14 protein-coding genes and 1 pseudogene are annotated in these 18,752 nt (G+C 58.4%); 9 read left to right on the forward strand and 6 right to left on the reverse strand.

What is annotated here, in order from left to right; genetic code table 11:
• Positions 1-7: 7 nt before the first annotated feature.
• The 4 genes from BLS57_RS18085 to BLS57_RS18100 all read right to left on the reverse strand — a co-directional run bounded on the left by BLS57_RS18085 (position 8) and on the right by BLS57_RS18100 (position 5,644).
• The gene (locus BLS57_RS18085) at positions 8-310 is read right to left on the reverse strand and encodes an urease subunit gamma (RefSeq protein ID WP_093744059.1); all 303 of its coding nucleotides are present in this window, start codon (positions 308-310) and stop codon (positions 8-10) included.
• A gap of 1 nt (position 311) precedes the next feature.
• Positions 312-1,049: an urease accessory protein UreD gene (locus BLS57_RS18090; RefSeq protein ID WP_244153728.1), complete on the reverse strand. Its 738-nt coding sequence runs from the start codon at positions 1,047-1,049 to the stop codon at positions 312-314.
• 375 nt (positions 1,050-1,424) lie between these two features.
• Positions 1,425-4,520: an efflux RND transporter permease subunit gene (locus tag BLS57_RS18095; RefSeq protein ID WP_093744061.1), complete on the reverse strand. Its 3,096-nt coding sequence runs from the start codon at positions 4,518-4,520 to the stop codon at positions 1,425-1,427.
• The gene (locus BLS57_RS18100) at positions 4,517-5,644 is read right to left on the reverse strand and encodes an efflux RND transporter periplasmic adaptor subunit (RefSeq protein ID WP_093744062.1); all 1,128 of its coding nucleotides are present in this window, start codon (positions 5,642-5,644) and stop codon (positions 4,517-4,519) included. Before BLS57_RS18100 ends, BLS57_RS18095 begins: the two co-directional genes overlap by 4 nt.
• A gap of 432 nt (positions 5,645-6,076) precedes the next feature.
• Between BLS57_RS18100 and BLS57_RS18105 the strand changes: the two genes are divergently transcribed.
• A complete protein-coding gene (locus BLS57_RS18105) occupies positions 6,077-6,727 on the forward strand; it encodes a hypothetical protein (RefSeq protein ID WP_093744063.1) in 651 nt (216 codons plus the stop codon).
• 74 nt (positions 6,728-6,801) lie between these two features.
• Here BLS57_RS18105 and arsB read toward each other — a convergent pair whose 3' ends face one another.
• Complete coding sequence (arsB, locus tag BLS57_RS18110; RefSeq protein WP_093744064.1) at positions 6,802-7,854, reverse strand: ACR3 family arsenite efflux transporter; 1,053 nt, start codon at positions 7,852-7,854, stop codon at positions 6,802-6,804.
• A gap of 190 nt (positions 7,855-8,044) precedes the next feature.
• On the opposite strand from arsB, the gene BLS57_RS18115 reads away from it, so the two are divergent.
• The gene (locus BLS57_RS18115) at positions 8,045-8,383 is read left to right on the forward strand and encodes an ArsR/SmtB family transcription factor (RefSeq protein WP_093744065.1); all 339 of its coding nucleotides are present in this window, start codon (positions 8,045-8,047) and stop codon (positions 8,381-8,383) included.
• A gap of 281 nt (positions 8,384-8,664) precedes the next feature.
• Here BLS57_RS18115 and BLS57_RS18120 read toward each other — a convergent pair whose 3' ends face one another.
• Positions 8,665-9,462, reverse strand: a complete 798-nt coding sequence (locus tag BLS57_RS18120; RefSeq protein ID WP_093744066.1) for a helix-turn-helix transcriptional regulator — start codon at positions 9,460-9,462, stop codon at positions 8,665-8,667.
• Positions 9,463-9,597: 135 nt separating this feature from the next.
• Between BLS57_RS18120 and BLS57_RS18125 the strand changes: the two are divergent.
• The 7 genes and pseudogenes from BLS57_RS18125 to urtE all read left to right on the forward strand — a co-directional run.
• Positions 9,598-10,167, forward strand: a pseudogene (locus BLS57_RS18125) (ABC transporter ATP-binding protein); the annotation flags it as partial.
• Between the two features lie 238 nt (positions 10,168-10,405).
• Entirely contained in the window at positions 10,406-12,088 is a 1,683-nt protein-coding gene (locus tag BLS57_RS18130) for an amidohydrolase (protein ID WP_093744067.1), read from the forward strand.
• Between the two features lie 484 nt (positions 12,089-12,572).
• Complete coding sequence (gene urtA, locus BLS57_RS18135; protein WP_093744068.1) at positions 12,573-13,853, forward strand: urea ABC transporter substrate-binding protein; 1,281 nt, start codon at positions 12,573-12,575, stop codon at positions 13,851-13,853.
• A gap of 60 nt (positions 13,854-13,913) precedes the next feature.
• Positions 13,914-15,866 (forward strand): urea ABC transporter permease subunit UrtB, encoded by a 1,953-nt coding sequence (gene urtB, locus BLS57_RS18140; protein ID WP_093744069.1) that lies wholly within the window; start codon positions 13,914-13,916, stop codon positions 15,864-15,866.
• Between the two features lie 4 nt (positions 15,867-15,870).
• The gene (gene urtC, locus BLS57_RS18145; RefSeq protein WP_093744070.1) at positions 15,871-17,103 is read left to right on the forward strand and encodes an urea ABC transporter permease subunit UrtC; all 1,233 of its coding nucleotides are present in this window, start codon (positions 15,871-15,873) and stop codon (positions 17,101-17,103) included.
• Positions 17,100-17,840 carry an urea ABC transporter ATP-binding protein UrtD gene (gene urtD, locus BLS57_RS18150; protein WP_093744071.1) on the forward strand — a complete coding sequence of 247 codons (741 nt, stop codon included), beginning with the start codon at positions 17,100-17,102 and terminating at the stop codon, positions 17,838-17,840. The genes urtC and urtD overlap by 4 nt, the downstream gene beginning before the upstream one ends.
• Before the next feature lie 3 nt (positions 17,841-17,843).
• Complete coding sequence (urtE, locus tag BLS57_RS18155; protein WP_093744072.1) at positions 17,844-18,539, forward strand: urea ABC transporter ATP-binding subunit UrtE; 696 nt, start codon at positions 17,844-17,846, stop codon at positions 18,537-18,539.
• The last annotated feature ends 213 nt before the right edge of the window (positions 18,540-18,752 follow it).

Here is an 18,752-nt window from a genome sequence, read left to right on the forward strand (position 1 = left end):
GCTGGTCCTATCTGATGGGGTTGTGAACGGTGACAAGTTTGGTCCCGTCGGGGAATGTCGCTTCGACCTGCACTTCGGGGATCATCTCGGGCACCCCGTCCATACATTGTGTGCGGGTGATGACCTGCGCACCCGCTTGCATCATATCCGCCACGCTGCGCCCATCGCGGGCGCCTTCGACAACGGCATCTGTGATTAATGCAATGGCCTCGGGGTGGTTGAGCTTGACCCCACGCGCAAGCCGCCTGCGGGCCACTTCGGCGGCCATGGAGATCAGCAGTTTGTCTTTTTCACGTGGGGTCAGTTGCATGTCAGGTGGTCCAGGATCGGGGGAGAGCCTCAGCGCTGAGGCGGTGCAATATTGGCATCATCGCGCGGCGCAGCTCAAAGCTGTCGGGGGCGAGAATACGGGCAAGGAGGATGTCGGGCCCGATCAGGCTCGCCCCAGCTTCGGAAGGCAGTTGAGTGCGCAGTTCAGCTAGACGGGCTTCTGCATCGGGCGCGATATAAAGGATCGTCGCCAAGGCACCGGCACCGGCTGCAATATGCGGCGCGGCAAGATGCTCTGCGACGTCCCCCGTCAAAGCAATCGCATCAAGATAGATTGGACGCCCCGCACGCCGCACTTCGATACGGTCCTTGAAATTGAGGTTGGTCAGCCGCTCACCCATGGCAGCGCGGCCAAAGACCAAAGGCTCGACCAAAAGCAGCGAAGCCTCATCTTCGAGATCGACAGACAACCGACGGTCCACCGCACAGGCGTCGAAAAGGATCATTTCCTGCGGCAGCCAATTCAGCCGCGCCTTCGCCCTTACCGTTACCCGATTGCGTATTTTCCCGACTTGCCCCGGCTGCGCGCGGTAGGCGCGCTCGGCAGCCTGTGTGGTTATCGTGAGAAAGGCCCCCTCTTCTGCGCAGGCGTTAAGGCAGAAGTCGTCCCCGCCTGTCACTCCGCCCGCCGTGTTGATCGCAACCGCCTGAAGCGCATCACTATACGTCCGGGGAAACAGCAGCTTCATCGCGCCGGACTGGTGCAGATCGGAAATCACCGATTGCCCGGACCGCCGCTTTGCTTTGACAAGCGCTGTCCCGATGGCACGAGGCTGGACGCTGGCGCCGGGGAGGGTGGGTATGATGGCCGCGTGCGTAATCGGGGTGGCTCCGGCAAAGGGTTGGTTTCCCCTACCCATCACAGCCACCGGGCGGAGTCATGGATTTGTCGAGCGCGGGGTCGCTGCCCTTGTGACTTGCTGAATTTTTAGGCGCCATACGGTCGGAATGACCGCAAATTAAGCATCGGTGAGTGCTATTGCCACCATGTGCCTAGCAGATAGCCAAGGTTGAAACCCTGCACCGTCCGGGCAGGGTTTCAAAGGCGCGCTTAGAAGCAAGACGACATGCGCTTTCCGGTCTTCTGCGTAAGGCTAGGCGCTCACGCTCGCGGCGGCTTCTGCTTCGGCCTGTAGCCTGCGGGCCGCCCCACCGGGTGTGGCACCCCAAACGGCGATCCAGCGGTAGAAGATCGGCGTAAGGAACAGCGTAAACACAGTAGCAAAGCCAAGGCCGCCAACGATCACCCAGCCGACAGCGATACGTGCTTCTGCGCCTGCACCAGTCGTGAGGATCAGTGGCAGCCCACCGAAGACAGTCGAGACCATTGTCATCATCACCGGCCGGATGCGGAGGCGCAGGGCACTTCGAATGGCACTGTCGATATCCGCCCCCGCTTCGCGCAACTGGTTTGCGAATTCGACAATCAGAATACCGTTCTTGGCCATAACACCGATCAGCATCACAAGGCCGATCTGGCTGTAGTAGTTCAGCGATCCACCGGTGATCGAAATCGCCAGCACCGCCGCAGCAAGACCGAATGGAACGGTCATCATAATGACGACCGCGCTGGCAAAACTCTCGAACTGTGCTGCAAGAACCAAAAGCACGACAATCAATGCCACGCCGAAGACCATGTAAATACCGTTCTGAGAATCGTCGAGCGTGGCGGCTTCGCCTGTAAAGGTGATGCCCATGTCGTCAGGCAAAACCTCTTGAGCGATTGAGAGCACCCGGCCCATCGCTGTCGACAAGTCCACTCCTTCGTTCAGGTTCGCCTGCATTGAGACGGCCAAGGCTCCGCCCAAACGTTCGATCTGCGCATCGCTAACCACCATGTCCAGCGAGGCCACGGCTGAGAGTGGAATATAGGCGCCGCTTTCGAGGCGGATGGACATAGAAGCGATGTCGGAAGGATCATCAATCGGGGGGCCGCCGGGCACAACGTTCACATCCGTTTCCACATCATCGGCAAACACGCTAACGGCCACATCACCCTGAACCATAGCGCGCACAAGGCTTGTGATGTCCGAACTGTCGAGCCCCATGTCACTCGCCGCGCTGTCATCCACTGTAACCTCCAACTGCGCGTTCACGCTGTTGTTGGACAGTTGGGGGTTCACGAATGTTTCAACCTGCGACATGGCGGCGGCAAGTGTGCCAGCGGCTTCGGTCATATTGGCAAGGTTCGTACCTGTGACAGCAAAGCTTAGCCCGCCCCCTGCCCCGCGAATATTAAGGCTGTTGGTTGACCGTGCACTGACTTGCACGCCGGGCACCGAGGCAAGCCTGCCGCTGATCTGCCCGATCAATTCCTGCTGGGTAAAGTCACGCTCGGTCCAGTCCGGCATGCGCACAACAATAAAGGCACTGGTACCGCCACCGACGCCAATGATGCTTTGAACGGTCTCGATCTGACCGCTTTCTTGGTAGGGAGCGAGGATATCCTCAACCAGCAAGACCTGCGTATCAAGGTAATCGATTGTGGTATCCGATGCGCCGCGCGCCTGGACGAGAAAGAAACCGCGGTCTTCTTCGGGCGTCACGGTAGAGGGCAATGTCGTTGCCGCCCCCATCGCGATGATCGCGAAACCGATGGCAACCGCAAGAACCAGCAAAGGCGTGCGGATTGCAAAATCCATCACCCGGTCAAAGCCGCGCGCCAAAGCCCCCGGCGCTGCCTGCTCCGCCCCGGCTTGCGTTTTGCCGGGGTCCAAAAGGGCCGACAGAACGGGCGCAAGGGTCAGCGCAGTGATCGACGACAGCGTGACGGCAAATGCCAGCACGAAGCCGAACTCCGAAAAAACGCCCCCGGCCTGCCCGGGGAGGAAGGAGATCGGGATAAACACTGCCGCAAGTGTTGCGGTCGTCGAGATGACGGCAAAGAACACTTCATTGGTGCCGGAGGCCGCAGCGGCGAAAGCCCCCATGCCCGATTTGCGTTTGCGCACGATGTTTTCAACCACCACGATCGCGTCATCCACCACCATCCCCGTCGCCAGAACCAGCGCGAGCAGGCTGATGGTATTCACGGAAAAACCCGTTAGCCAAATTGCCGCCAGAGTGCCGACCAAGGCCACAGGGATCGTGACCGCAGGGATCAAGGTTGCGCGCGGCGAGCGAAGAAACAGAAAGATCACAAGCACAACAATGCCAGTGGCCATCAAGATGGACTTGCTGACCTCGTTGATCGAGCCTTCGATGAAGATACCGTCGTCCGAGGTTACAAGCAGTTGCACGCCTTCGGGCATTTGGTCGCGCAATTCCTCAACCGCGATGGCAACGTCCCGCGAAATCTCCAGCGTGTTGCCCACCGATTGCCGGGTGATATCCAAACCAATGGCAGTTTCCCCGTTCACACGGGTATAGACACTCGTATCTTCCGGGATCAGTTGGACAAAGGCGATATCGGCCACCTGTGTCGTATCATTGACCGGCAACTGCTTGATGGTATCTACTGTGACGTCTTCGTTACCAACGCGCAGCGACAGGGTCTGAGACTCGCTCGACAACGACCCGAGCGCAGTATCATCGCGAAGCTGCGCTAATGCGGTTGAGAGGTCAAAGATCGTCAGACCCCGGCTCAGCAGCGAGGGCATGTTTACCGTCACTCGGAATTCATTGGCCCGGTCACCTCGGAGCGTCACTTCGGCAATGCCGTCGATCAAAGAGAGCCGTTCGTAAACCGCGTTTTCAGCCAATCTTGTCAAAGCGTCGAGACTGGCATCTCCTAGCAGCGCTAGCCGAATGATCGCATCTGCGTTGCTGTCACTTTTGCTGACGCTGGGGTCTTCGATGTCATCCGGCAAAGAACGCAGAGCGCCCGATACGATCTCACGCGCCTCATTGGCGGCGACATCCACGTTCGTATCGTCAGACAGGTCGATCGTGATGCGGCTCGACCCGGTGCTTGAGGTGGATTCGATATAGGACATCCCCTCAAGCGCGCTCAACGCGTCTTCGAGAACCTGTGTCACTTCCGTGTCCACTGTGCTCGCCACAGCGCCCTCATAGGTCGTTCTGACGGACAGCACGGGCCGGTCAACGTCCGGCATCTCTCGGATATCGACAGAGGTAAAGGCGGCCAGACCCGCGATGATGATCAGCAGGTTCAGGACGATGCCAAAGATTGGTCGCGCGACAAAGATGTCGGCGAAACCGGCTTTATGCGCTCTTTTCTCGAAACTCATGCGCCCGGACCTTTGCGTGCGCCTGCAGCAGTAACCTGCGCGCCTTCGCGCAGTTTCGACGCACCCTCAGCCACGATCTCTCCGCCGAGGGGGGCTTCGGTCTCTACCCAGACTTTGTCGCCCTCGCGGTAGCGGATGGTGACGGGAAAGCGACTGGTGCTGCCGTCTTCGACAAGCCAGATGCCTGCGCCGCTGCGGTCCCATGTGATTGCGGTTGCTGGCACCACCGGCAGCGGGTCGGTTTCTTCGGTCATGCGCACAGCAAAGGTCATGCCGGAGAGCAGCAATCCTTCGGGGTTTTCAATTTCTGCCTGAACGGTGGCACTGCGCGTCACACTATCAAGCCGACTGTCAAAGGCAGTAACCACGCCTTCAAACACACGTCCGGCATAGGTTGGGGTCGAGACCAAAACAGGCTTGCCCTCAGCCAACAGTCCGATGGACCGCTCCGGCACCTCGAAAGTCGCGAGCAGGCTGGAGGTATCGTCGATCGTTACAATCGCATCCCCGCTTGCCAGTCGGTCCCCGGCGCTGACATCGCTCAGCCCCAGTTGGCCAGAGATCGGCGCCAAGATCGTGCGGTCGTCCAGCGCGACCTCTGCCAGCCCGACATTGGCTTCGGCCAGACGCAACGCCACGCGCGCTTCCGAGAGCGCAACATCGGTCACGACCGAACTGCCATTGCTGCGCAGCCCTTCATAGCGTGTAACTGTCGCCTGTGCTTGATCACGATTGGCCTGAGCGATTTCGAGCGCCAACCGCTCGGTTCTGTCATCCAAACGCAAAAGGACGTCGCCCTTTTCGACGCTACTATTGGCCTGCAAGGTGGTCTCAACCACCTCTCCCGCATCGGTTGCCGTCACTTCCGTACGGCGAAGTGCTACCGCGCTGCCGACAGTCCGCAGAACGAGTGTATGAGAGCGAGCCTCGAGCGGCGTCAGAACAACGGTCGTTGCACGCCCCTGCCCCCGCCGCCCCGCGCGCGCCTCTCTGGGCGCTTCCGTTGTTTCGGTTGTGCTATCACCGCCCCAAAGCTGGGCAATCGGTTCGGGCACGCCAAAGGCAAAGCCATAAGCCCCCGCGATGATGACGACGGATAGCAAGGCGAGGAATAGTTTCTTCAAAATCTTCTTGGCTCCTAAGGGGCGATCCGCATTGGAACGCTGCCGAGATACGACGTGTCAGCGCCCCGTCAAAGACCGGCGTTGCGCTGTGCGAAGGGCAGCATTGTTCAGTGCAGTGTTGCGTGGGGTAATCTCATGAAAGCGCCGGTGCGGGGTTTGTGCTTTTCCTTATACGGGCAGCAAAACAAATTCCGTCGCAGAAAATAGAGATTTTCTTTTCACGCGGCTCTCATCGCCCAAGTTGCATGCAGGGACGTCGGAAACGCAGCAGCTTTTAGCGCAACGGGAAGAGTGGTCTGGTCTTTAGCTGTTCGACCCGTTCTAGCGGCAAACGGGGATTTAGTGCCGATCCAGAACTGCATAAAAAATATGATGTCGCATAAGGTCACGTGAGACGGTAGAGAACCCAAAGCCCTAACCGCCGGAAATGCCATGATACGCGCTCTCAGCCTCGCGGCCTTGTTTGGCCTCCTCACAGCCCCTGCGATGGCCGCAGAGCAAACCTACACCGTATCCTTGGGTTCGCGACAGCTGGGCACGCTTCAGTTCGAAGGCGAACGCAACGACGCTAGTCTGCTCTTATCGCTGAACAACGCGCCGTTTGGTCTGAAGAACGGAACTTTCAAAGCAGTCGCTCGGTCGACGGGGGGCAAAGTTGACTACCTCGGGCAGAACCGCGGCAGCGAAACACGCGATATCGCCATTGGTCGGAAGGCAGACAAGGTTACTTCCGTTTCGGTGGCGCCCCCATCAGAGATGACCGAAATGACAGAGGCTGGGAAAGTACCAAGCGGTGTGGTTTTCCCGCCCGAATTTTTCGCCGCAGTGGCAAACAGCACAACCTGCCCTTCTCCGATAGCAATGTACGACGGTCGGCGTGTAGTGCGGATGGCTGCGACGGCGATGGAACAAGACGGGGAAACAGTGTTCTGCGACATGTCTTACCGCGTCACCATGGGGCCCGGTTACGTCTCTCCGTTTCACTTTAGAAAGTTCGGGGTGGAGCTGGCTTATAGCGCCGGGAAGCTTGTTAAATTCACCCTGAAGGCAGGCGGTTTCAAGGTTCACCTGAACCGCCAGTGATCACTGGGTTCGCAATACGGTGATGCGAAGCGGCCATAGCTTACAATTCATCACCGTATTTCGACCTCCCGCTGTCAGCTGGCCGCCTCGGGAAACCGCGCCCGCGTGCGGTTGGCAAAGGCCACCAGCGACAGCATTACCGGCACTTCGACCAAGACACCGACCACGGTGGCCAATGCCGCCCCGGAGTTCAGGCCGAAGAGGCTAATCGCAACCGCGACGGCCAGTTCGAAAAAGTTCGACGTACCAATCATGGCGCAAGGTGCTGCGATGCGATGTGGAACCCGCCAGAGGTAGGCCGCCCCATAGGCAAGCGCGAATATGCCGTAGGATTGGATTAGGATCGGCACGGCAATCATTACGATGACGAAAGGCTTTTGCAAAATCACTTCGCCTTGTAGCCCAAATAGAATTGCCACGGTTACAATCAGCCCGGCCACGGAGAGGGGCTTGATCCGCGCTGTGAAGGCATCGATCCGTTTAGGAGTGCTCAAAAGGCGGCGCGTGGCGAGCCCTGCGGCCAAGGGGAGCAACACATAGAGCACCGTGGCCAGCACCAGCGTTTGCCATGGAACAACGATGTCAGTGACGCCGAGCAAGAAGGCGACAATCGGAGCGAAGGCCACCACCATAATCAGATCATTCACGGAGACCTGTACCAGCGTATAGGTCGCATCTCCGCGGGTAAGCTGCGACCATACAAACACCATCGCGGTACAAGGGGCAGCCCCCAGCAAGATCAGTCCGGCGGTATATTGGGCCGCATCTTGTGGGTCGAGAAACGGAGCGAAAATATACTCGAAAAACAGTACCGCTAGGAGCGCCATGGTAAAGGGTTTGATCAGCCAATTCACCGCTAGGGTCACCAGCAGCCCTTTGGGCTGGCGGGCGACACCAGCAACGGCGCCCAGATCGACACTCACCATCATCGGGTAAACCATGGCCCAAATCAGAACGGCCACGACAAGGTTAATCGATGCGACCTCGGCTGCCGCGACGGCAGTCACAAGCCCCGGAGCGACGGTGCCGATGGCAATGCCGCCGATCATCGCAAGCGCGACCCAAAGTGTGAGGTAGCGCTCGAATATGCCCATGGGCTCACCGATGTTGGCAGTCTGATCAGTCATTTTGTTCCCTCTGGCAAATTTGAAAATTCTGCATTGGCGTTTGCGAAGCGTGGATGGTTCTGATGCTTCACGTCTGCGTAAGTCTTGCGGTTAGCCATCGAACGTCATTTCGGCACTTTACGAATTGAGAATAGGGCTATGGCATCCATAGCCACTGGTCAAGCTTCGATATTTCGGGCATGAACGAATTATGGATCAGGACACCGCCATTGCTGCCTTCTCGGCTCTCGCCCATCCCACGCGGATAGCAGTGTTCCGCCTGCTGGTCCGCAGCGCCCCGCAGGCCGTCCCTGCCCTATCCATCGCATCGCGCTTAGACGCGAAACCATCGACATTATCCGGTCATCTAGCGATCCTCAGACGCGCAGGATTGATCGCAAGCACGCGGCACCAGCGGGAAATCCGCTATGAGGCCAATCTGCCCTCAGTCAACGCGATGATTGGCTTTCTGCTTTCCGATTGCTGTGGCGGGCAAATCAGCCATTGCCAAGATATTCTGACGATGCTGGGCGAAGAAACCGGGGCATAACGATTGGAAAGCAGGATGGCGCTCGACTGCTTAACCTCCCCCAACATTCGCCGCTTAGCCCGCATCAAATGGCAAGCCTGCGTAGGATTGGTTGATGCTCCTTGGCCCTTTGCCTGACGGCAAACTATTGCGAAAGTGATCGGCTAGGCACCCCCACAGATGGTTTGATCTAACCGATCATTAATTGGCTCAAGCTTAGTTTCGAAGATAGTGGCCAGTGCAGTAAAATTTCAGTTTATGCGCTTTGGAAGCAGTCCGGCATACCGATATTCCGTGACAGATCACAACAAATGCTTGAACACCCCGAACAACTCGCGCTGCGACGATATAACGAGTTTCCGGTATAAATTTCGACGATGGACCTTAGAGGTTTCGGTCGCAATACTGAGCAGTTTGGCAGCGGATGCGTTAGAATGGCCCTGCAGCACCAGCCCTGCAATTTGCGCTTCTCGGACGGTTAGACCGATGTTCAGCCGATCCCCCGCATAGCCTCTAATGGCATCCGAAAGTGGGGGGCGGGCAATTGCTGGCTGATTGGCCGGGGCCGGAGCCACGGCATTGCAATGCTGCGCCAGAAGTTCCAGCAGCAATGGCGCATAGCTTTTTAGATCCCGAAGCTCACTGCGCCGAAAGGGGCCCTGGCTATCCCGCTTGCTCAGCGACAAATGCGCAACTCCACCATCCTGTAATGGTGCGAGTAGACCAACCTCGTCACAAAGTCCGGTGCCACGATAATATTGGAGGTAATATTCGCTAGAAAAGAACCGGTCCGGCGCGATGTCAGCCAGACGAAACACCCCGCCACCCTTGGGCAGACCACGGTGTAGATAAAACGGGTCAAAGCCGTAGCTGCTCTCCATATAGTCTTCGAGTGGCCGTCCGATCAGTTTCCCCGGCTCGATCCAATGATCCAAGAGCAAGGGCGTTTGGTCTGCATCAAAACGCAACATCAAGAAGGTCCCAAATGCTATGCGCGCTCTAAAGAAGGTTTTGTAGGCCTCGAAAAAGTCCGGAGTGCCGACGGCATGAAGCGCATCACGGAGTTGCTCAATCGCTGTATTTGACAGCCTTTCGCCCAAAGATACTCCAAAATCTGATCAAAAACTCAAGAACACTACCCCTCAAGGGGTATATTCACCAATTACTATTGGCGCAATTATGCGAGACAAGCTTTGCTCAAAAACAAGAACCGAGTTGGGCGATCAGGGGGAAAGATGACCAAAGCAATCACCGCACAGGCGCTGCGCAAAGTATACTCTGGCAATCCGCCGGTTGAAGCGCTCGCGAGTATCGATCTGGAAATTCAGGACAACGAATTTTTCACGCTGCTGGGTCCTTCGGGCTGCGGCAAGACGACCCTGCTGCGGCTCATTGCGGGGTTTGAGCATCCCACGTCTGGCCGTCTGGACATGTTCGGGGAGAGCTTACTCGCATCGCCCCCCTACAAACGTCCGATCAATACTGTCTTTCAAAACTACGCGCTGTTTCCACACATGACCGTGGCCGAAAACATCGGTTTCGGCTTGCAAATGCTCGGCACGTCCAAGGCGGCGATCAAGACGACCGTGGATGAGATGATGGAACTGGTGCAGATGACCCAGCTGGCCGACCGGCAGACCAGCCAAATCTCCGGTGGGCAACAGCAGCGCGTCGCCCTCGCCCGCGCTTTGGCACCGCGGCCCAAGATTTTGCTGCTGGATGAACCGCTGAGCGCCTTGGACTTTAAGCTGCGCAAGAAAATGCAGTTGGAGTTAAAGCGGCTTCAGACCGAAACCGGCATCACGTCAGGCGAGCGTTGTCAGGATCGACAGTTTAAGCGACCGCCAGAAGTCCGCCCCGGAAGTGGTAGTGCCTGAAGAGCTAAAGGGCGCCGCCTATGTCGCCAAGGTCTGCCCGCCCGAAGCGCAAAAGCTTTATACCGCGATCTGGACCGACCTTCAGAAGTAACGCCAACTGGCTCGATAAACACATTGCGCCCCGGCCTTTGGTCGGGGCGCGCATCGCAATAAGGACCCCAAGCCCATGCCGGCAGATATTGTCATCCATAACGGCGCGTTGATCACCTTCGACCCTGACCAGCCCGACGCCAGCGCTCTGGCCATCACCGGCAACAAGATTACGGCGGTCGGGTCAGACGCTCAGATCATTGATAAGATCGGACCGGACACCAAGGTCATCGACGCGCAGAGCGGCACGGTGCTGCCGGGCTTCATTGACAGCCATGTGCATTTGTTTGGCGGGTCGGTCGAACTGGAATATCTCAATCTCTACGGCATCGCCGGACTGGAGGAGATGCGCCGGGTGATCCTGCCCTATGCCGAGGCTAACCCCGACGACAGGATGCTGTTCTGCGTCATGGCGGATTACGGCATTCTCGGTACGGGCAAGACCCTTACCCGGCATGATCTTGATGCCATTCTGCCTGACCGTCCGCTCGCCATGTTCGCCCCCGATCATCACACCGTCTGGGCCAACACCGCTGCGTTGGAGGCGGCAGGATTGTTGCAAGGGGGGGAGGTCGACGCGGGCTCCGAGATCGTGATGGGCGATGACGGGCTTGCCAGCGGCGAGCTGCTTGAGCCGGGCGCCTATAGCCCGATACTATCGCTCACCCGCTATGGCGGCCGCGATATGTTGGGCCTCACCGCCGGACGCGACCCTGAGCCGCCCGCCACCCCTGCGGAACGCAAGATGGACAAGGATGTCATCGCAGGCGGGCTGGCCCATTGCGCCGCTCAGGGCATCACCGGCCTGCATTTGATGGATGGCAACCGCTATCAGCTTGAACTCCTCTCGGAGTTGGAAGCCGAAGGCCGCCTGCTCTGCCGCTGTCATGTACCGTTTCACCTCAAAGGCACGGACCCTGTCGAGCGCCTAACCCATGAAGCCCCTACCCTGCGCGAAGACTTTCAGGGCGATAAGGTCCGCTGCAGCCATGTAAAAATGTTCATAGATGGCGTTATCGAAAGCGGTACCGCACTGATGTTGCAGCCCTATCCAGGAGAGATGGGCAAGAATGGCAACTGCGGCGACGAGGTTTTCTCCCAAGAGCATTTCGTCGCGGCCTGTGTCGAAGCGGATCGTCTGGGGTTTCAGATCGCTGTACACGCGATCGGTGACGCCGCGGTGCGCCGGACGATAGACGCCTATGAAGCCGCCCAAAAGGCAAACGGAAAACGCGATAGTCGCCACCGGATCGAGCATATCGAAGTGATCCACCCCGACGACATTCCCCGGCTAGCCGATCTGGACATTGTGGCTTCGCTGCAACCTGGCCACGCGCCGCGCGGGCATATTTTTCCCCCCGCTGGGGTAGGAAGCTATATTCACCCCCAACAGATCGCAGGGGCCTACGCATGGCAAACCATTCGTGAGAGCGGGGCTAAAGTGATATTCTCAACCGATTGGCCAGTTATTCCTGTAGACGTCATGGCGACGATTAAGGCCGCCGTCGCTCCACTGAACTTAGGGAACGATTGGCCCGATCAGGCGCAAAAACTCCGAGATACACTTGCAAGCTATACACTGGATAATGCGTGGGCAGAGTTTGCCGAAAAAAGACGCGGTAGGTTGAAGATAGGCATGGACGCCGACATTGCGGTTCTAAGTCACGACCTGACACAACGGCCCGCCGAGGCGCTTATCGATGTAAATGCGATCGTTACCGTTATGGATGGTCAAATCACTTTTCGGCGCGAACAGTGATAGAGTTATTACGGTTCCGTCGATCGGGCCCTCAAATTATAGGCAAATGCGAAAACGGCAGATTCTAGGGCCTGAGGACGCTGCTAGGCTCAACTGTGCAATACGGGGAATCCCCAAATGGCATGTTTGGGGAAACAGGGCGTCTGTGCACTGTTAGGGAAGCAAAAGCAGAACTGCGCGACTCATTCGGCCTTATCAGTTGCCGCATATCTATGCGGGGATTGCCCGAACCGCCTACAATTTAATCACCGAGCGACGCAGAACCCGCGGGCAGCAAGATGCAGCTTGCCTGCTTTGCTGCAACGCAGAAACCATAAGCCTGCCCACCGCCACCCATTTTGGCAGAAAAGGTGTGTGGCAGCCGGACGAAGTGAAGCCCGACCCGGCCACCACACGGATTGCAACAACAAGGTTGCAGGATCGACGTAGGATGCCGAGCGCTGCCGCGCAAGTGTTCCCGCGATGATCCCGCGAGGAGAACATCATGAATAACTACAGATCCCTACTGGCCGGAACGCTTGCTTTTTCCGCCCTCACAGCACCGGCCTACGCCGCTGATTGCCCGATCAAGGTCGGTGTGCTGCATTCGCTGTCTGGCACAATGGCGATTTCGGAAACCACGTTGAAAGATACCATGCTGATGCTGGTCGAGCAGCAAAACGCTAAGGGCGGCCTCTTGGGCTGCGATCTTGAAGCCGTAGTCGTCGACCCTGCATCGGACTGGCCCCTATTCGCCGAAAAAGCGCGCGAGCTGCTGTCGGTGCATGAGGTGGACGTGATCTTTGGCAACTGGACTTCGGTCAGCCGCAAATCGGTCTTGCCGGTCGTGGAAGAATTGAACGGCCTTCTGTTCTACCCGGTGCAATATGAGGGTGAAGAAAGCTCCAAAAACGTGTTCTACACAGGTGCCGCGCCGAACCAGCAAGCGATCCCGGCAACGGATTATTTCCTTGAAGAACTGGGCGTCGAGAAGTTCGCGCTGCTTGGGACTGACTATGTCTATCCGCGCACCACGAACAACATTCTCGAAAGCTACCTGAAGTCCAAAGACATTGCTGACAGCGACATCTTCGTGAACTACACGCCCTTCGGCCACTCCGACTGGTCCAAGATTGTCGCCGACGTCGTTGCACTTGGCGCTGACGGCAAGAAAGTCGGCGTGATCTCGACCATCAACGGCGATGCGAACATCGGCTTTTACAAAGAACTGGCCGCCGCAGGAATCTCTGCTGACGATATCCCGGTCATCGCCTTTTCGGTGGGCGAAGAAGAGCTTTCGGGTCTCGATACCGCGAACCTCGTCGGCCACCTTGCTGCCTGGAACTACTTTCAGTCTGCCGAATCCGACGCCAACACCGGCTTTATCGAAGCGTGGAAAACCAAGATGGGCGAAGAGCGCGTGACCAATGACCCGATGGAGGCGCATTACATCGGCTTCAACATGTGGGTGAACGCGGCCACCGAGGCAGAAAGCACCGAAGTCGATGCCGTGCGTGACAAGATGTATGGGCAGGAATTCCCGAACCTCACCGGCGGGACAGCGGTCATGCTGCCGAACCACCACCTCGCCAAGCCTGTTCTGATCGGCGAGATCCAAGAAGACGGACAGTTCGATATCGTCAGCCAGACTGCCGAAGTGCCGGGCGATGCATGGACGGACTTCCTGCCAGAGAGCGCCTTGCTGACCTCCGATTGGAAGGACCTGAACTGCGGTATGTATAATACCGAGACCGAGACCTGCGTTCAGACCCTGTCGAACTACTGATCATTGAAACCGAGAAGCGGAAGGGGCGCTTTGCCCCTTCCCACCTCGTAGGACCCCCAAATGAAAAATCTCCTACTTGCGGTGCTCGCCGTGGCGATGAGCTGCACCCTCCTGCACGCTCAAGAAGCACCGATGCAGACGATCTTGCAGGAACAGTCGGCGTTGATCCTGGACAACTCGCGGCGGACAGTCGCCCCGGCCATCGCGGCAGTCTCGGACAGCGGGTTGCCGCAGGCGCAGGACGTTCTGCAGGCGTGGCAGGCCAAGAACCTCTGGCAACGCAGCGCAGACAGGTTGTTCTTTCGCGGCGAGAAGGTCGAAGGCAAAACCTACGCTCTTTACGACTTTGACAGTGGTGAGGTCGTCGGTGAAGCGCCGTCGTCGGAGCTAAAGCAGATCAAACCCAACAGCGGCATTCGTGCCTTGATCGGCTCGGCTTTGGTGCGGTTCCAATTGCAGGACCCTGACCCAAAGCGGCGGCTCGCCGCGCTGACCTCTGTGCAGCGCAACCCGAGTGCAGAGGTGCTGCCCTCCCTGCGCGAGTCTCTTGCGGAAGAGTCGGACCCCGAAATCCTCGCCATGAAGCAACGGGCCGAACGCCTGCTGACGATGGCTTATGACGCTGACGAAGACCAACGGATCGCGGCAATGTCGGAGATGTCTGGCGATCTCGGCGTCGATGTGCGCGCGACGCTAAACCCGATGCTAAGCACCCGCAGGGCAGTATTCGAAGGTCCGCCCCCCGACACGCTCAACATCCCCGAAACCCTTGTCCCGGGCGAGACTATTGGCGTGACAGAAGCCTATGACACACTGGTCGCGGCCAATCTGGTTCCGGCCCGCGTCACAGCGGATGAGGTCCGCAACGCTCTGGCCGAACATATTGTTGGCGGCACGGTTGGCGGTGTGCCTGTGCACAGGCTTGATGATCCCGACATACGCTTACAGGCCTATGCCGCGCTTGCGCAGGAAGGCAAAGTGCCCCCCGCCCCCGACACGGCGCAGATCGCTCAGGCATTGGCCGCGCACAGCTTTGTTAAGGTCTACCTCGAACCCTCGGCCCGCGTGACTGACGCCGCGTCCGAAGCGCTTGATACCATCGCTCTGACAGTTGGGGCGAACCAGACCTTTGACCTCATTCTCGACGGGCTCTCGCTGACCTCCATTTACTTCCTCGCAGCGATCGGGCTGGCCATCACCTTTGGGGTGATGGGGGTGATCAACATGGCCCATGGCGAGTTTATCATGATGGGCGCCTATACTGGCTACGTCGTGCAGCAGATCGTTCCGAACCACACGGCCAGCATCCTTCTGGCGATCCCGCTGGCCTTTGCCGTGACTTTTGCCGCAGGCGTGCTCATGGAGCGGCTGGTAATTCGCTGGCTCTATAACCGCCCGCTTGAGACCCTGTTGGCCACCTTCGGCGTCTCCATTGCGCTGCAACAGTTGGCCAAGAATATCTTTGGCACGCAGGCAAGGCCGCTGACGTCCCCTTCGTGGCTCGACGGGGCATGGGTCATCAACGACGTGGTCGCAATCAGCTATATCCGCATCGCGATTTTCGTGCTCGCCGTATTTTTCCTTTGTGTCTACCTCTTCATCATGCGGCGCACCCGGTTGGGGCTGGAAACCCGCGCAGTGACGCAGAACCCGAGCATGGCCGCGTCGATGGGGATCAATCTGAACAAGGTGAATATGATGACCTTCGGGCTCGGGTCGGGCATCGCAGGCGTGGCGGGCGTGGCCATCGGGCTTTTTGCCAAAGTCACCTCCGAGCTTGGCAGCGACTACATCGTGCAAAGCTTCATGACGGTGGTGGTGGGCGGTGTCGGCAACATCTGGGGGACGCTGGCGGGCGCTGCAATGATCGGCTTCCTGCAAAAGGGCATCGAATGGTTCAACCCGTCCAACACACTGGCGGCACAGACTTTCATGATCGTCTTTATCATCATGTTCATTCAGTTCCGGCCAAGGGGCATCATTGCCCTCAAAGGCCGCGCGGCGGGGGATTAAGGTTATGCAAAGGGCTTACCAAGGGCGCAACCGTTCCACCGCGATCTTCCTGCTGCTGCTGGCAGTCTTCACCCTTGTCGTGACGCTGCTGTCTGAAGGGGTCGGCATCGGGATGGTTTCCACGTCCTTCGTCAAAACGCTGGGCAAGACCCTTTGCCTCGCGCTGGTGGCGATCTCAATGGATCTGGTCTGGGGCTATGCAGGCATTCTCAGCCTCGGGCATTTCGCCTTCTTCGGGCTGGGCGGCTATATGATCGGCATGTGGCTGATGTACGAGCGGACGCGCGAAATCGTGGTGACCTCACTGGCCGACGCGCCGATCCCGCCCACAGCACAGGAAGTATCCGACGCCGTGGCGAACCAGATTTTCGGCGTGGTGGGCACTGCGGAGTTCCCGCTGATCTGGACCTTCGCCGACAGTCTTTTTGCGCAGCTTTTGCTGGTGGTTCTGGTGCCGGGCATTCTGGCAGGCGTCTTTGGCTGGCTGGCGTTCCGCAGCCGTGTCGCAGGCGTTTATTTGTCGATCCTGACGCAGGCGATGACGCTGGCACTGTCGCTCTACCTCTTCCAGAACGACAACGGGTTGCGCGGCAACAACGGGCTGTCCGGCCTGCAGAATATTCCCGGCTTAACGGAGGTGCCACAAGCGCTCGTCTCCGTCTGGTTCTTCTGGGGCGCGGCCTTTGCCCTGGCCGCGGGCTATTTGCTGTCAGTCTGGGTCGTGTCCGGCAAATTCGGCTCCGTCCTGCGTGGCATCCGCGATGACGAAGCGCGCGTGCGCTTCCTTGGCTATCCGGTCGAAGCCTACAAGCTGGTACTGTTTGCAGGCACCGCCTGTCTCGCTGGCATTGCGGGCGCGCTGTACTACCCCCAAGCGGGCATCATCAATCCGGCTGAACTGGCCCCCATCGCCTCGATCTATCTGGCAGTCTGGGTGGCCATCGGCGGGCGCGGGCGGCTTTACGGCGCAGTGATCGGTGCAGGTTTCGTGAGCCTCGTGTCCTCGTGGTTTACCGGTGGACAGGCCCCTGACGTGCCGCTGGGGTTCTACACGATCAAATGGGTGGACTGGTGGCTCGTCGTGCTGGGGCTGTCCTTTGTACTGGTCACACTCTTTGCCCCCAAGGGCATCGGCGGGCTGTTTGACCTGTTGGAACGGCGCATTGCGCCCGACCGCCACGGTGCGGACCTTGGCCCAGACCAAGGCGCGTTGCGCGAGAAGGAGGCGAGCGAATGACCACCCTGCTCGAAGTCTCCGGCGTCTCGGTCAGCTTTGACGGATTCCGGGCGATCAACAACCTGTCCTTCCAAATCGGCGCCGCAGAAATGCGCGCAATTATCGGGCCCAACGGTGCCGGCAAAACCACCTTTATGGACATCGTGACAGGCAAGACCAAACCCGACGAAGGTCGCGTGATCTGGGGCGAGCGCAGCCTATCGTTGCTCGGCCTGTCAGAGGCCCGGATCGCCCGCGAAGGCGTGGGTCGCAAGTTCCAGAAGCCTACGGTTTTTGAAGATCAAAGTGTGCAGGAAAACCTGCTCATGGCGCTGAAAGACCGTCGCGGCCCGTTCTCTGTCCTATTCTACCGTCCACAAAGGGCCCATTTGGCACGGGTCGCAGAACTGGCCAATGAGATCGGCCTGTCGGACCAGCTACGGCGCAAGTCCGGCGAACTCAGCCATGGTCAGAAGCAGTGGCTGGAGATCGGTATGCTCCTAGCCCAAGAGCCGCGATTGCTCCTGGTCGACGAGCCTGCCGCCGGAATGACCCCGGCAGAGCGCGAACATACCACCAGCATCCTTGTAGAAGCGGCCAAAACGCGCGCCGTGGTGGTGGTGGAACATGACATGGAGTTTGTGCGCCGCCTTGGTTGCAAAGTCACTGTGTTGCACGAAGGGTCGGTGCTGGCAGAAGGCAGCCTCGATCATGTCACGGCCAATAAGGAGGTCATCGATGTCTATTTGGGGCGCTAAATCATGTTGAGTGTAGAGGACCTGACCCTGCACTACGGACGCTCGCAAATCCTAAACGGGATCAGTTTTGAAGCGGCGCGCGGCGAAGTCACCTGCGTAATGGGGACCAACGGCGTCGGCAAAACCAGCTTGATGAAAGCGATTTCCGGAACCCATGCGCGCTCCGGTGGCACGCTTGCACTCGACGGAGAGGTGCTTCCGGTGCTGCCAGCCCACCTGCTCGCCCGCCGCGGAATCGCATACGTGCCGCAGGGACGCGAGATCTTTCCCCTGCTTACGGTTAAAGAAAACCTTGAAACTGGGTTCGGATGCTTACCTCCTGCCGATCGGCGGGTGCCTGAAGAAATCTTCGAGCTCTTCCCTGTCTTGAACGAAATGAAGGCACGACGCGGTGGTGATCTATCTGGCGGCCAGCAACAACAGTTGGCCATCGCCCGAGCGTTGATTACTCGGCCCAAACTGTTGCTCTTGGACGAACCGACCGAGGGCATTCAGCCCAATATTATTCAACAGATCGGGCGGGTGATTTCTCGTCTCCGCGAGGAAGGGCAGATGGCCATTGTATTGGTCGAGCAATACTTTGAATTTGCCTATGAACTGGCAGACCGCTTCGTCGCCCTCCGGCGCGGAGAAGTGATCTTGCAGGGCAGCAAAACACAGTTTTCGAAAGAAGATTTGCTATCGGAAGTATCGATATAGCTGGAGTTATTCAGCGAATTTCGGCTGTTGTGAATGGAGGCTGGATAGGGATTCAGCTTTCAGACATCTCAACGGTACTGAAACGCGGGAGTTACCGAACAACGATACAATCCTGCGCTGTGACACGCAAAAGCAATGCCTCGCGAAACACGCAAACACGTGAATGGACCGTTCCGCTTCACACATTCAAGTGGTCGTCCCGCCAACGAACAC

The organism is Sulfitobacter delicatus, assembly GCF_900102535.1.
Lineage (GTDB): Bacteria > Pseudomonadota > Alphaproteobacteria > Rhodobacterales > Rhodobacteraceae > Sulfitobacter > Sulfitobacter delicatus.